Origin of the sequence: Burkholderia sp. FERM BP-3421, assembly GCF_028657905.1 — a bacterium.
In the GTDB taxonomy this organism is placed as follows: domain Bacteria; phylum Pseudomonadota; class Gammaproteobacteria; order Burkholderiales; family Burkholderiaceae; genus Burkholderia.
Map to the genome: position 1 here is coordinate 345,745 of NZ_CP117781.1, position 14,076 is coordinate 359,820.

Annotated in this window: 12 protein-coding genes and 1 pseudogene; 11 read left to right on the top strand and 2 right to left on the bottom strand. The window is 69.4% G+C overall.

The genetic code is table 11. The features are described 5' to 3' along the window. Positions 1 to 11: 11 nt before the first annotated feature. Positions 12 to 2,273, bottom strand: a complete 2,262-nt coding sequence (locus Bsp3421_RS04745) for a hybrid sensor histidine kinase/response regulator (RefSeq protein ID WP_273997183.1) — start codon at positions 2,271 to 2,273, stop codon at positions 12 to 14. A gap of 500 nt (positions 2,274 to 2,773) precedes the next feature. On the opposite strand from Bsp3421_RS04745, the gene Bsp3421_RS04750 reads away from it, so the two are divergent. The 3 genes from Bsp3421_RS04750 to Bsp3421_RS04760 are packed head-to-tail and all read left to right on the top strand — an operon-like array spanning position 2,774 to position 4,693. Beyond that, the gene (locus Bsp3421_RS04750; RefSeq protein ID WP_252982696.1) at positions 2,774 to 3,142 is read left to right on the top strand and encodes a response regulator; all 369 of its coding nucleotides are present in this window, start codon (positions 2,774 to 2,776) and stop codon (positions 3,140 to 3,142) included. Next, positions 3,135 to 3,758 carry a chemotaxis protein CheC gene (locus Bsp3421_RS04755; RefSeq protein ID WP_273997184.1) on the top strand — a complete coding sequence of 208 codons (624 nt, stop codon included), beginning with the start codon at positions 3,135 to 3,137 and terminating at the stop codon, positions 3,756 to 3,758. The genes Bsp3421_RS04750 and Bsp3421_RS04755 overlap by 8 nt, the downstream gene beginning before the upstream one ends. After that, a complete protein-coding gene (locus tag Bsp3421_RS04760) occupies positions 3,755 to 4,693 on the top strand; it encodes a GGDEF domain-containing protein (protein WP_252982695.1) in 939 nt (312 codons plus the stop codon). The genes Bsp3421_RS04755 and Bsp3421_RS04760 overlap by 4 nt, the downstream gene beginning before the upstream one ends. A 30-nt stretch (positions 4,694 to 4,723) precedes the next feature. Here the strand turns inward: Bsp3421_RS04760 and Bsp3421_RS04765 are convergent, their stop codons facing one another. Further along, entirely contained in the window at positions 4,724 to 5,626 is a 903-nt protein-coding gene (locus tag Bsp3421_RS04765) for an alpha/beta fold hydrolase (protein ID WP_443111469.1), read from the bottom strand. 203 nt (positions 5,627 to 5,829) lie between these two features. Here Bsp3421_RS04765 and Bsp3421_RS04770 point away from each other — a divergent pair, with 203 nt between their 5' ends. From Bsp3421_RS04770 to Bsp3421_RS04805, 8 genes and pseudogenes are all read left to right on the top strand, one after another. Then, positions 5,830 to 6,168: a hypothetical protein gene (locus tag Bsp3421_RS04770; RefSeq protein ID WP_273997185.1), complete on the top strand. Its 339-nt coding sequence runs from the start codon at positions 5,830 to 5,832 to the stop codon at positions 6,166 to 6,168. 198 nt (positions 6,169 to 6,366) lie between these two features. Further along, complete coding sequence (gene hpnD, locus Bsp3421_RS04775) at positions 6,367 to 7,215, top strand: presqualene diphosphate synthase HpnD (protein ID WP_273997186.1); 849 nt, start codon at positions 6,367 to 6,369, stop codon at positions 7,213 to 7,215. A 4-nt stretch (positions 7,216 to 7,219) separates the two neighbouring features. After that, the gene (hpnE, locus tag Bsp3421_RS04780) at positions 7,220 to 8,488 is read left to right on the top strand and encodes a hydroxysqualene dehydroxylase HpnE (protein WP_273997187.1); all 1,269 of its coding nucleotides are present in this window, start codon (positions 7,220 to 7,222) and stop codon (positions 8,486 to 8,488) included. Further along, positions 8,485 to 10,467 (top strand): squalene--hopene cyclase, encoded by a 1,983-nt coding sequence (gene shc / locus Bsp3421_RS04785; protein WP_273997188.1) that lies wholly within the window; start codon positions 8,485 to 8,487, stop codon positions 10,465 to 10,467. The genes hpnE and shc overlap by 4 nt, the downstream gene beginning before the upstream one ends. 6 nt (positions 10,468 to 10,473) lie before the next feature. Continuing rightward, the gene (locus tag Bsp3421_RS04790) at positions 10,474 to 11,172 is read left to right on the top strand and encodes a phosphorylase (protein WP_273997189.1); all 699 of its coding nucleotides are present in this window, start codon (positions 10,474 to 10,476) and stop codon (positions 11,170 to 11,172) included. Positions 11,173 to 11,626: 454 nt separating this feature from the next. Next, positions 11,627 to 12,021: pseudogene (locus Bsp3421_RS04795) on the top strand (transporter substrate-binding domain-containing protein); the annotation flags it as partial. Positions 12,022 to 12,148: 127 nt separating this feature from the next. After that, a complete protein-coding gene (locus Bsp3421_RS04800) occupies positions 12,149 to 13,480 on the top strand; it encodes an aspartate aminotransferase family protein (protein WP_273997190.1) in 1,332 nt (443 codons plus the stop codon). A 32-nt stretch (positions 13,481 to 13,512) separates the two neighbouring features. Continuing rightward, positions 13,513 to 14,067 carry a carboxymuconolactone decarboxylase family protein gene (locus tag Bsp3421_RS04805; protein ID WP_273997191.1) on the top strand — a complete coding sequence of 185 codons (555 nt, stop codon included), beginning with the start codon at positions 13,513 to 13,515 and terminating at the stop codon, positions 14,065 to 14,067. Positions 14,068 to 14,076: the final 9 nt, after the last annotated feature.

The following is a 14,076-nucleotide window of genomic DNA, read 5'->3' on the forward strand; positions in this document are numbered from 1 at the left end:
CGCGGCGGACCTTACTGCCCGGGCCCCGCGAGGCGGGCGTCGCGCGCCTCGCGGATCGTCAGCAGCAGGCTGTCGAGCAGCGTGATGTCGAACGGCTTCGACAGCACGCGCGCATTGACGCGGCGCGTGCGGTCGAGTTCTTCCGCATAGCCGGTCACGAGGATCACGGGCAGCTTCAGCGGCCCGTGTTCGATCGTTTCCGCGAGGTCGATGCCGTTGAGCTTGCCCGGCATGTGGATGTCGGAGATCACGAGGTCGAACGCGCCGGGCGCGCCCGGATCGTCGCCGGGCTCGTGCAGGAGCTGCAGCGCGTCGTCGGCGTTCGCGGCATAGGCGACCTCGTGGCCGAGCATTTGCAGCAGCGCCTCGGTGCCCGCCGCCACCTCGCCGTTGTCTTCCACCAGCAGGATCCGCAGGCCGTCGGGCGGCGGTCCGGCGGGATGAGCGTCGGCGGCGTCGGCCGCGATCACCGCGCGCGGCATCTCGCCGGCGCGGGCGCGCGGCAGGTACAGGCGCACCGAGGTGCCCGCGCCGATCGCGCTGTCGATGGTCGCGAGGCCGCCCGAGCGTTCGGAGAACGCGAACACCTGCGGCAGGCCGAGCCCGGTGCCCATGCCTTTCGCCTTGGTCGTGAAGAGCGGCTCGAACGCGCGCGCGAGCACGTCGGGCGGCATCCCCGCGCCGGTGTCGTCGAGCGCGAGCTGGACGAAGTCGCCCGTCAGCGGGAAGCCGTCCTCGCGGCGGAACGAGATGTTGTGCGCGCGGATCGTGAAGCAGCCGCCGTGCGGCATCGCATCGCGCGCGTTGACGGCGAGGTTGATCACGGCCAGCTCCAACTCGGCCATGTCGACGTGGATCGGCCACAGGTCGGACGGCGTCTCGACGACGAGCGATGATTTCGAGCCGAGCGAGGTCTTGAGCAACTCGCGGCACGCGGCGAGCCACTGCGCGACGTCGATCGTCTCGCTGCGCAGCGGCTGCTTGCGGGCCACGCCGAGCAGCTGGCGCGTCAGCGACTGGCCGTTCTTCAGCGCGCGCTCGATCGCCGCGAGTTCGGTGTCGAGGTGCTGGACCCCGCGCCGCCGTGCGATCTGCACGTTGCTCGAGATGATCATCAGCAGGTTGTTGAAGTCGTGCGCGACGCTGCCGACCAGGTTGCCGAGCGCTTCCATCTTGCGCGACTGGCGGTACGCCGACTCGATCGAGCGGCGCATCGACGCCTCGGCCTGCCAGCGTTCCCAGGCCTCCTCCTCGGCGCGCAGGCGCTTGAGCGACAGCCAGATCACGCTCCACAGCGCGATCGACGGCACGAACATCGACAGGAACAGCACGCTCAGGTGCTGATACCACTCGCGCCAGATCGCCGAGGTGCGATAGGCGCACGACACGAGCACGGGATAGCTGCCGACCCGCCGGTACGCGACGATCTCGCTGTCGCCGTCGTGGTTCACGCGCACCACGCCCGCGCGCGGATCGCCGGCGTCGTCACCGCTCGCGGCCGCCGGCGCGTTCGCGCCGGCCGGCAACGGTGGATAGGAGGCGAGCACCGCGCCATCGGTGCGCGTGAGCGCCATCGTCATCGGCGCGTTCGCGCCGCCGAGCAGGTCGCGGTAGAACGCGCTGAAGTAGGACGACTTCAACGCGATCGACACCATCCCGGCGAAGGTGCCGTCGCTGTGCCGCCGCGCGACGCCGGTATTGAACACGGGCGGCCCCTTGAGCCGCAGGGGGCCCGGCATGACCCGCGAGATGTGCTCGATCACCTTGCCGTCGCGGATCCCGACGAAATCGTCGCGGTCCGCGATCGACGCGTAAGGCGCGGGGTAGTACAGGCTGTTCGCGAGCAGCATGCCGCTCGCGCCGAAGATCGACACCGACGCGACCTGCGGATAGCCGCCGCCGATGGTATTGAGCGCGTCATGGATATCGGCCTCCTGGTGGCGGACGGCCGTATCATCGAGGTCCTGCACCAGGTCGACGATCCGCGCGTCGAGCGTTTCGCTGAGGTCGAACACCTTGAGCGCGTGTTCCTCCGCCACGCGCACGGTGCGCATCGTCACGTCGCGCGCGGTGGCTTCCCGCGTGCGCAGGTCGTTGTAAGCCATCACCGCCACGTACAGGGACGGCAGCACGACGGCCGCCACGAGCAGCACGATCAGCGTGATGCGCCGCATCGCGAAGTCGTGCTCCGGCGCGGCGGACGGATAAGGTGCGTCTTCCTGCCAGTCCGGATCGGCGGGAGGGCGGGTGGTGTCGGGCCGTTCGGGCATCATCGGCTAAGGCGGGGGCGGAAGAACCGGCTGTCATCATAAACGAGTTGCGAGGCGGCGCCGTCCGCCGTCCGCATTCGTGCATACACGCATTTTCCCTCGATTCGCTGTCGTACATGAAATCAGCGACGAATTCAAAAGCGCAAACGTGCGCAATAGAATAATTTGCGTACTTATCCCAAAAATAATTCAAGGCTTTCCCGGAAATGTTTTCAGGGGGATCAATTCTGTTCTAAAGCCGAAAAATGGCGAGTTGCAACGCGCGGTGTTTACTCCGAGAATCGCGCTTCGCTTTCCTTTGCGGTGGGCGCGCCCGCGATGCCGGGGGCGCCGGGAGCGGGCGCCGGACAGGGAGGGGCGAGCGAGGCGCCGGCTGGTCCCGGGTGCGCCGCGCGGCGGACAAATGTCGTGTCAATCGCGTGATCTTTTTGCGTTAAGTCTAAAGAAGCGCGGTAAGCCGTCGTTAACGCGAGACAGACAACTCCGTTTACCGCCAGCCTGCCATGCCTTTGCCGATTGTGATTGCCGACGATTCCCTGCTTGCGCGCAAGCTGTTGACGAAGGCACTGCCGGGGGGCTGGGACGTTGACATCACCTATGCGTCGAACGGCCATGAGGCGCTGGCGTTGTATCGCGACGGCAAGGCTTCCGTGATGTTCCTCGACCTCACGATGCCCGACATGAGCGGTTATCAGGTGCTCGAGACGCTGCGTCACGAAGATCTCAACACCTTCGTGATCGTCGTTTCCGCCGATATCCAGCCGATGGCGCAGGCACGTGTTCGCGAGCTAGGTGCGGTGGCGTTCGTCGCCAAGCCCGTCACCTCGGAGGCACTGTTGCCCATTCTCAAGGAGTATGGGTTGTATGCCTGACACGCTGCTGACGGCGGAGCAACGCGACGCGTTGCAGGAGATCGCCAATCTCGCGATGGGCCGGGCGGCCGCGCGCCTCGCGCTGCTGCTCGGCACCTTCATCGAACTGTCGGTGCCGCGGGTGCGCGTCGTCAAGGCGGCGGAGGCGGGCCGCACGCTGCGCGACATGACCGGCATCCACGAGAACATCACCGCGGTGCGCCAGGGCTTCCGTTCGGACATCAAGGGCGAGGCGCTCGTGCTGTGCCGCAGCGCGGGGCTCGGGCAGCTCGTCTCGCTCGTGGACGGCGCCTACACCGACACCGAATGCGAGACCATCACGCAGGCCGAACTCGTGTTCGACGTCGCCAACGTGCTGATGGGCGCCTGCGTGTCGTCGATCCTCGACGAACTCGGGCGCACGCCGGTGTTTTCGCCGCCCGGGCTGCTCGGCGCCGATATCGCGCTCGACGATGTGTTCCAGCCCGCGGTGCTCGCGTGGAGCGTCGCGCTGCTGCTTGAAGTCAATTTCGGGCTCGAGGACGACGGTTTCCGCGCCCATTTCGTGATGCTGATGGCGGAGGATTCGATCCGCCAGATGAGCGACGCCCTCGATACCCTGCTGTCAAGCTTATGAACCCTACCTCGTCTTCGTTGAGCGACCTCGTGATCGAGCGGGTCAGCTTCGGTATTTTCGTGCTCGACCGCGACATGAAGGTCCTCATGTGGAACCGGTTCATGCACGATCACAGTGGCGTGGCCGCCGAGGACGTGATCGGGCGGCGGCTCTTCGACTGCTTCCCGGAACTGCCGCGCACCTGGCTGTCGCGCAAGCTCGAGAGCGTGTTCCAGCTCGGCAGCTTCGCGTTCAGCTCCTGGGAGCAGCGGCCCTACCTGTTCCGCTTCGATCATGACCGGCCGATCACGGGCGGCGTCGACTTCATGCAGCAGGACTGCACCTTCATGCCGATCACGCGCGGCCGCGAGGTGGAGGCCGTGTGCGTGACGATCTCCGACGTGACCCACGTGAGCGTGATGCAGCGCGAGCGCGAGGAGGCGGTCGCGAAACTGCAGGAATACGCGAATCGCGACGGCCTCACGGGCATCGCGAACCGGCGCTTCTTCGAGGCCCGCCTGCGTGACGAATTCGCGCGCTGGCAGCGTTACGGCGGCAGCTTGTCGGTGCTGCTGTTCGATCTCGATCACTTCAAGACCATCAACGACCGCTTCGGCCACGTGGTCGGCGACAACGTGCTGCGCGTGATGGCGCGCCGCGTCGCCGAGGTGGTGCGCGGGCAGGACACCTTCGGGCGCTTCGGCGGCGAGGAATTCGCGCTGCTGCTGCCCTGCACCGGGCTCGACGAGGCGATGCACGTCGCCGAGAAGATCCGCCAGACGATCGGCAGCACGCCGATCGACGTCGAGGGCGTGCGCGTGCCGGTGACGGCGAGCGTCGGCGGCGCGGCCGCGCACGCGGGCGCCGGGACCTACGAGGTGCTGATCAACGAAGCGGACGCGGCGCTCTATCGCGCGAAGCGGCAGGGGCGCAACTGCTCGGTCGCGTTCGGCTGACGCCGCCGCGACCGCGTCTTCCTGCCCGGTTCAGCTGCGCGCGATGTCCGCGAGCAGGTTCGCGAGCGTGTCCGGCTGCGACAGGAACGGCAGGTGGCTGCTGTCCAGCGTGTGCGCGTGGGTGCGGTTGTCCGGCGTGAACGCATCGGCCTCGGCGATGAAGCGCTGCTGCAGCGCCGGCAGCAACACGCGATCCTGGCTGCACCGGATGTAGTGGCGTTCGATCGCCCCCCAGCGTTCGCGGGTCGTCGCGATCGGCGTCGCGAACGGCGCGGCGGGCACGTCGCAGCTCAGCAGCGCGCACGCGGCCTCGAATGCGGCGTCGCCGGCATCGGCGCACAGCGCCGCCTTCGCGTTGGCCAGGTAGGCGGCGTCGCCGCTGCGCGGATCCATCCGCAGCGCGCCCACGGCGCGCGGGCTCGCGAGCATCAGCGCGCCGAGCCCTTCCCCCTTGTTTTCCGGCGCGCGCACGTAGTCGAGTCCGGCCACGCCCGAGGCGGGCATGAAGGCGGCGAGGTAGACCAGCTTCGCGATCTTCTCGGGCGCGCGCTCGGCGGCGGCCGTGATCGCAATGCCGCCCATGCTGTGCCCGACCAGCACGACTTGCCGATGGCCGAGCGCGCACATCTGGTCGATGGTCTCCAGCACCTGCCGCGCATAGTCGTCGAGCGTGGTGGCCGCGACCGGCGACGGTTCGCTCGCGAACGCGGCGGTGTCGAGCGGGCGGTTCAGGAAGGCGCGCGGAAAGCGCGCGTTGAGACCATGCGCGGGCAGGTCGCGCGCGAGCGTCGCGTGGCCGCGCGCGGCCAGCGTCGGCTGCACGCGTTCATAGCTCCAAGCGCCGTGCCATGCGCCGTGCACGAGCACGACGGGCAGCGCGGCGGCATGCGGGACGGGACGCGCGGAAGCGGGGTCGCGGGATTCGATGGACAAGCGGTGTCTCCTGAAGGATGGACGATCTGCGTCGGTTTCGCGTTATCTTATTAAGTAAATAGTCAGACCCCAAGTTCGATGTGCACGGTTGGACGACGGCCGCTGCCCCGGGTTTGTCTCATGCAAGCGACAAATCGTTTGTTCCGATTCTCATACCGCGACGATGGCAGTAATTTGCTGCTTTCGCCCCTTGATCGCGCCCCATGAACCTCGACTACTTGTTCTACCTGCGCCCCGCCAAGCCCGGCCCCTACACGCTCGACGACCTGGGCGATGCGCCGCCGCCGATCGGCGCGGCCGACGCGGTGCGCGAGCAGATCGGCCGGCATTTCGCGCGGCTCGACTGGTGCGAGTCGAACGACGTGCCGGGCGCGTGGTTCGGGACCGGCGGCCCGCATCCGGTGTTCCAGTTCACGGTCGAGCCGGACGGCCAGGTCACGAGCTTCATGGGTTCGCGGCTCGAACGGCGGCAGATGCTGACGCTGGCGCGCGGCATGGGGCTGATCGCACTCGAACTGCAGGGCGACATCGTGTTCGCGTGACGCGCGGCGGCCCGTGCGACAAGGCGATTCGAGCGGCAGCGGGTCTTAAAGATTGCTATACTTTCGGCCATTTCCGGCTTCCAGCCGGTAATTTGTGCCTGTCTGCGCCTATCGTTCGCATATCTCGCACGCATTTTCCATCCCCAGCCGGGCATGGCTTCTTCAATCGCCCCCGGGGCGCCCTAGCCGGAGCTCGTCTTGGCCGTTTCCAATCCCGTCGTGGACGATACCGAAACCGACGCCGCTGCCGTCACATCGAGCAGCTCTTTCTACCTGGCGATGCGCATCCTGCCCGCCGCGCAGCGCGACGCGATGTATCAGATCTACGCGTTCTGCCGCGCGGTCGACGACATCGCCGACGAGGGCGGCCCGCGCCCCGAACGCGCCGCGGGCCTCGATCGCTGGCGCGCGGACATCGACGCCTGCTTCGCCGGCTCGCCGCGCGCCTCGCTCGTGCCGCTCACGCGCGAGATCCAGGCGTTCAACCTGCAGCGCGCCGATTTCCACGACATGATCGACGGCATGGCGATGGACGCCGCCGAGGATATCTGCGCCCCCGACGAAGCGACGCTCGACCTCTACTGCGACCGCGTCGCGAGTTCGGCGGGCCGCTTGTCGGTGAGGGTTTTCGGGATGCAGGAGGAGCCGGGCCGGCTGCTCGCGCATCACCTGGGCCGCGCGCTGCAACTGACCAACATCCTGCGCGACATCGACGCCGACGCCGAGATCGACCGCTGCTACCTGCCGCGCGAGTTGCTGGCGCGCGAGGGGATCGCGGTCACGGATCCGCGCACGATCGCGCGTGATCCGGCGCTGCCGCGCGTGTGCGCGACGCTCGCCGAACGCGCGCTGCAGCACTTCGCGCAGGCCGACGCGGTGATGGATGCCACGCCGCGCGCGCTGGTCAAGGCGCCGCGCATCATGTCGGGCGCCTATCGCTGCATCCTCGACGCCGCGCGCGCGCGGGGCTTCGCGCCGCCGCGCGCGCCGCTGCGCAAGCCGCGCGCGAAGATGTTGCTGATCGCGGCGCGTTACGCGCTGTTCTGAGCCGATGGCGCGAACCGTCCACGTGATCGGCGCGGGCCTGGCGGGCCTCGCGGCCGCCGTCGCCGCCCAGCGGCGCGGCCACCGCGTGGTGCTGCACGAGGCCGCCGCGCAGGCCGGCGGACGGTGCCGCTCGTATTTCGACCGCACGCTCAACGCGACGCTCGACACGGGCAATCATCTGCTGCTGTCCGGGCACGCGGCGACGCTCCACTACCTGCGCACGATCGGCGCTGCCGACCAGCTGGTCGGCCCGGCGCTGCCCGAGTATCCGTTCGCGGATCTGGTCGCGCGGCAACGCTGGCTGCTGAAGCTCAGCTCCGGTCCGCTCCCGACCTGGATCTTCGACGCGAGCCAGCGCGTGCCCGGCACGACGGCCGCCGACTACCTGTTGCTGCTGCCGCTGCTGCTGGCGCGCCCGGGCCGCACGCTCGCGCAGACCATGCGCTGCGACGGCGTGCTGTGGGATCGCTTCCTGCGGCCGTTCCTGCTCGCGCAGCTCAACGTCGAGCCGCGTCACGCCACCGCCGAGCTGGCGGCCGCGCTGGTGCGCGGCTCGCTGTTCGCCGGCGGGCAGGCGTGCCGGCCGCTCGTCGCGCGCCACGGGCTCGGCAGCGCATTCGTCGATCCCGCGCTGCGGCTGTTGCAGCATGACGGCGCGACGATCCGGCTCGGCGCGGGGGTGCGCGAGCTGGCGTTCTCCGCGGCCGGCGACCGGCTGGAGGCGCTGGTGTTCGACGGCGAACGGGTCGCGCTCGACGCCGGCGACGCGGCGGTGCTCGCGGTGTCGCCCGCGGTCGCGCGTGCGCTCGTGCCGGGGCTCGTCGTGCCCGACGCGTTCAACGCGACGATCACCGCGCAGTTCGCGCTCGAGCGCCCGGCCGCGCTTGCGCCCGTCACCGGGCTCGTCAACGGCACGGCCGACTGGCTGTTCGCCTGCGAGGGCCGGCTGGCCGTCAGCGTGCGCGACGCCGGCCGTCTGCTCGACACGCCGGACGACGCGCTCGCGGCGCTGCTGTGGCGCGACGTGGCGCGCGCCGCCGACCTGCCGGCCGAGACGCCGCCCGCGTGGCGTCTGTCGATCGAGCGGGAGGCCGGTTTCGCGGCGGTGCCGGAACAGGAAATGAAACGTCCGGGCGTGCGTACGCGCTGGCCGAATCTCGCGCTGGCGGGAGATTGGGTCGCGACCGGCCTGCCCGCGACCGTCGAGGGCGCGATCCGCGCCGGCCAGCAGGCCGCCGACGCGCTCCAGACACCATCAGAGAGGGACCGATGAACGATCTCACGGATATGCAAGCACTGGACGCCGCCGATGCGGCGCCCGCTCCCGCCGCGCTCGACGCGGCGGTCACCCGCGCGACCGATGCGCTGCTCGCCGCGCAGAACGCGGACGGCCACTGGGTCTACGAACTCGAAGCGGATTCGACGATTCCGGCCGAATACGTGCTGCTCGTCCATTACCTCGGCGAGACGCCGAACCTCGAACTCGAACAGAAGATCGCGCGCTATCTGCGCCGGATCCAGCAGGCGGACGGCGGCTGGCCGCTGTTCACCGACGGCGCGCCGAACGTCAGCGCGAGCGTGAAGGCGTATTTCGCGCTCAAGATGATCGGCGACGACGAGGACGCCGAGCACATGCAGCGCGCGCGCCGCGCGATTCACGCGATGGGCGGCGCGGAGATGTCGAACGTGTTCACGCGGATCCAGCTCGCGCTGTTCGGCGTGGTGCCGTGGCACGCGGTGCCGATGATGCCGGCCGAGATCATGCTGCTGCCGCAGTGGTTCCCGTTCCATCTGTCGAAGGTGTCGTACTGGGCGCGCACCGTGATCGTGCCGCTCCTGGTGTTGAACGCGAAGCGCCCGGTCGCGAAGAACCCGCGCGGCGTGCGGATCGACGAGCTGTTCAGGAGCGCGCCCGTCAACACCGGCCTGCTGCCGCGCCAGCCGCACCAGAACGCGAACTGGTTCGCGTTCTTCCGGGTGGTCGACGGCGTGCTGCGCGCGGTCGACGGGCTGTTCCCGCGTTATGCGCGCGACCGCGCGATCAACCGCGCGGTCGCGTTCGTCAACGAACGCCTGAACGGCGAGGACGGCCTCGGCGCGATCTACCCGGCGATGGCCAACGCCGTGATGATGTACGCGGCGCTCGGCTACCCGGAGGACGATCCGAACCGCGCGATCGCGCGCCGTTCGATCGAGAAGCTGCTCGTGGTCGGCGAGGACGAGGCCTATTGCCAGCCGTGCCTGTCGCCCGTGTGGGACACCTCGCTCGCCGCGCACGCGCTGCTCGAGACGGGCGAGGCGCGCGCGCAGGATGCGGCCGTGCGCGGGCTGCGCTGGCTGCGTCCGCTGCAGATCCTCGACGTGCGCGGCGACTGGATCTCGCGCCGGCCGCACATACGGCCGGGCGGCTGGGCATTCCAGTATGCGAACCCGCACTACCCCGACGTCGATGACACCGCGGTGGTGGCGATGGCGATGCAGCGCGCAGCGGAACTCACCGGCTCGGACGAGGATCGCGAGGCGATCGCGCGCGCGCGCGAGTGGGTGGTCGGCATGCAGAGCAGCGACGGCGGCTGGGGCGCGTTCGAGCCGGAGAACACCCAGTACTACCTGAACAACATTCCGTTCTCGGACCACGGCGCGCTGCTCGATCCGCCGACGGCCGACGTGTCGGGCCGCTGCCTGTCGATGCTGGCGCAGCTGGGCGAGACGCCCGCGAACAGCGTGCCCGCGCAGCGCGCGCTCGACTACATGCTGAAGGAGCAGGAAGCGGACGGCAGCTGGTACGGCCGCTGGGGCATGAACTACGTCTACGGCACCTGGACCGCGCTGTGCTCGCTCAACGCGGCGGGACTCGGCCATGACGATCCGCGCGTGAAGCGCGGCGCGCAATGGCTGTTGTCGGTCCAGAACGCGGACGGCGGCTGGGGCGAGGACGGCGACAGCTACAAGCTCGACTATCGCGGCTACGAGCCCGCGGCGAGCACCTCGTCGCAGACCGCGTGGGCGCTGCTCGGGCTGATGGCCGCGGGCGAGGTCGACCATCCGGCGGTCGCGCGCGGCGTCGACTACCTGGTCGCGCAGCAGAACGCCGAAGGGCTGTGGGACGAGACGCGCTTCACCGCGACGGGCTTCCCGCGCGTGTTCTATCTGCGTTACCACGGCTACCGCAAGTTCTTCCCGCTGTGGGCGCTCGCGCGCTATCGCAACCTGAAGCGCGCCAACACCCGGCACGTGACGGTGGGGATGTAACGCGCGATGAGCCAAGCAGTCGCAGCGCCGGTGATCGCGGTTGCCGGCATGGCATTCGAGGCGCGCATCGCGCGCGGGCGCGGTGTCGAGGCCGTCTATGCGGCGCGCGCGGACCGGCTCGAACGCGCGCTCACCGACGCGACGGCGCGCGGTTGCGCGGGCATCATCAGTTTCGGCACCGCGGGCGGGCTCGCGCCCGGCCTGGAGCCGGGCACGCTGGTGATCGCCGACGCGATCGACGGGCCGTTCGGCATCGCGCCGACCGATGCCGCGTGGAGCGCGCGGCTCGCCGCGGCGCTGCACGGCACGCCGGTGCAGGCGCGTCTGCGGCGCGGCCGGCTCGCGGCGGTCGGCGCGCCGGTGGTCGATGCGGCCGGCAAGGCGTCGCTGCACCACACGAAGATGGCGCTCGCCGTCGACATGGAATCGCATATCGCCGCCGCGTTCGCGGCCGCGCGCGGCGTGCCGTTCGCGGTGTGCCGGGTGATCGTCGATCCCGCGTGGCGCACGCTGCCGCGCGCGGCCCTCGCCGGCCTGCGCGACGACGGCAGCACCGCGATCATGCCGATCCTGCGCGAACTGCTGCGCGAGCCCGCGCAGTTGCGCGGGCTGCTGCAGGTCGCCGCCGATGCGCGCGCGGCGCGCACGACGCTCGTGCAGGCGCGGCACGCGTTCGAGCAGGCGGACGCGCTGCGGATCGGCTGACGCGCGTCCCGTGGGGAATGAGGCGCGCAGGCGCGCAGGCGCGTCTGCGCGCGGCGCCCGGCCCCGCCGCATCGTTCCATCGATGGTTCGCCCTCCTCGCCTTTCTTTACGGACCGGCTGACGCCGGTTCCTCCCCGTCTTTCTCTTTTCACGTCGCCTGCCGATACGGAACGGTGCGCCTGCGCGGGCTCGGCCGGCCGCCGCCGCGCATCGATTCCGCATTCCTTCGCCGAGCCGCAGCCTTCGGCGACCTGTTCCCGCCCTCAACCCGCCGTCAGGGTTTCCCGCGATCCAATTTACGGTTGCCCGCTTTTTTGGCGTCGTAGTATCCGTTCTGACAACATATGTTTCATAATGTGTTGATTGTGATTCGTATGTTGCAATGAGTCGGATGTCAGGCGCGACACCCCGGGGATCCACTGCGGGGCATCGCCAACCCTAGCGGAGAAGCACCATGGGACGCCGTTCCTTCATGCAGTCCATCATCGCCGTCGCGTTGCTGGGCGCGGATTTCGCCCACGCGCAGGACAAGACGCTCATCGTCGGCACCGACACCTCGTTCATGCCGTTCGAATTCCGGCAGGGCGACAGGTACGTCGGCTTCGATCTCGACCGGTGGGCGGAGATCGCCAAGAGTCAGGGCTGGAAATACCAGCTTCAGCCGATGGATTTCAGCGGTCTGATCCCGGCCCTGCAGACCCGCAATATCGACGTCGCGCTCTCGGGGATGACGATTCGCGAGGAACGCCGCAAGGCGATCGATTTTGCCGATCCGTACTACGACAGCGGCCTCGCCGCGATGGTGCAGACCGGCAATACGACGGTCCGCGCGATCCCGACGACGAAAACACGCTCGCCACGGCCTGTTTCACCATCACGGACGACGTAGTCCGCTTCGAGGTGCGCGCGCAGGGCGTGCCGCGCTTCACCCAATACGTCGCGCGCGGCGCGGCATCCTGACATCGAGAGGCATGACATGACCACCGTATTCCACCGTGCGCCGCGCGCGACGCTGCCGGTCGCCGTGGCCGGCGACGGCATCGAGATCATCGATTCGACCGGCAAGCGCTACATCGACGCCTGCGGCGGCGCAGCCGTGTCCTGTCTCGGTCACAGCCATCCGCGCGTGATCGACGCGATGCACCGGCAGGCGAGCCGGCTGCCGTACGCGCATTCGTCGTTCTTCACGACGGAGGCGGCCGAAGCGCTCGCGGATCATCTCATCGGGGCCGCGCCCGCCGGGCTCGAACACGTGTATTTCGTCTCGGGCGGCTCGGAGGCGATCGAGGCGTCGTTGAAGCTGGCGCGCCAGTATTTCGTCGAGATCGGCGAACCCGCGCGCCGCCATTTCATCGCGCGCCGGCAGAGTTACCACGGCAACACGCTCGGCGCGCTCGCGATCGGCGGCAATGCATGGCGGCGCGAGCCGTTCCTGCCGCTCCTGATCGACGCCCATCACGTGAGCCCGTGCTATGCCTATCGCGAACAACGCGAGGGCGAAACCGAGGAAGCATTCGCGCAGCGCCTCGCCGACGAGCTCGAGGACACGATCCTGTCGCTCGGGCCGGAGACGGTCGCGGCGTTCGTCGCCGAGACGGTGGTGGGCGCGACGGCGGGCGCGGTGCCGCCCGTGCGCGCCTATTTCCGCAAGATCCGCGCGGTGTGCGACAAGTACGGCGTGCTGCTGATCCTCGATGAAATCATGGCGGGCATGGGCCGCACCGGCTATTTGTTCGCCTGCGAGGAAGACGGCGTCGCGCCCGATATCCTGACGATCGCGAAGGGCCTCGGCGCGGGCTATCAGCCGATCGGCGCCGCGCTCGTCAGCGCGCGGATCTACGCGGCGATCGTCGGCGGTTCCGGTTTCTTCCAGCATGGCCACACCTATATCGGCCACGCGACCGCCTGCGCGGCGGCGCTCGAGGTGCAGCGCGTGATCGCCGACGAGCGCCTGCTCGACAACGTCAAGGTACGCGGCGAGCAGCTGCGCGCCGCGCTGGACGCGCGCTTCGCCGGGTGCGGGCAGGTCGGCGACGTGCGCGGGCGCGGCCTGTTCGTCGGCGTCGAATTCGTGCGCGACCGGGCCGCGAAGACGCCGTTCGATCCGGCCCGCCGGCTGCATGCGCAGATCCGGCGCGAGGCGATGCAGCGCGGCTTGATGGTGTATCCGATGGGCGGCACGGTCGACGGCCGTTTGGGCGATCATGTGCTGCTCGCGCCGCCGTTCATCTGCACCGCGCGCGATATCGACACGATCGTCGAACGGTTCGGCGAGGCGGTCGATGCGGCGCTGGCGGCGAGCCATTGACCCAACCCCCGACTTCACAGGCCCACGTCACCATGACCTCGCGACTTCCCTCTTTCGATCCCGCCGCCGCGACCGATGCGCAGCGCACGGTGCTGCACGACATCCTGAACGGTCCGCGCGGCAACCTGAACGGCCCGTTCCTCGGCTGGATCCACAGCCCGGAACTGGCGCAGCACGCGCAACGGCTCGGGGCCTTCTGCCGCTACCAGACCGGTTTGCCGCTGCGCCTGTCGGAACTGGCGATCCTCGTCACGGCGGCGCGCTGGCGCTCGCAGGCCGAGTGGCACATCCACCTGCCGATCGCGCTCGACGCGGGCGTGCCCGCCGCGACCGCGGAGGCGCTGCGCACCGGCGCCCGGCCCGTCTGCGACGATCCGGCGGACGCGCTGATCGTGCGCTTCGCGAGCGAGCTGTACGACACGCAGCGCGTCTCCGACGCGACCTATCGCGAGGCGGTCGGGCGCTTCGGGGCGACGGTCGTCGTGAACCTGGTGGGCTTGCTGGGCTACTACGCGCTGGTCTCGATGACGCTGAACGTGTTCGAGATGCGGGCGGAGGGGCAAACGGCGCTGCCGTTCGCGGAATGACGCGCCGGC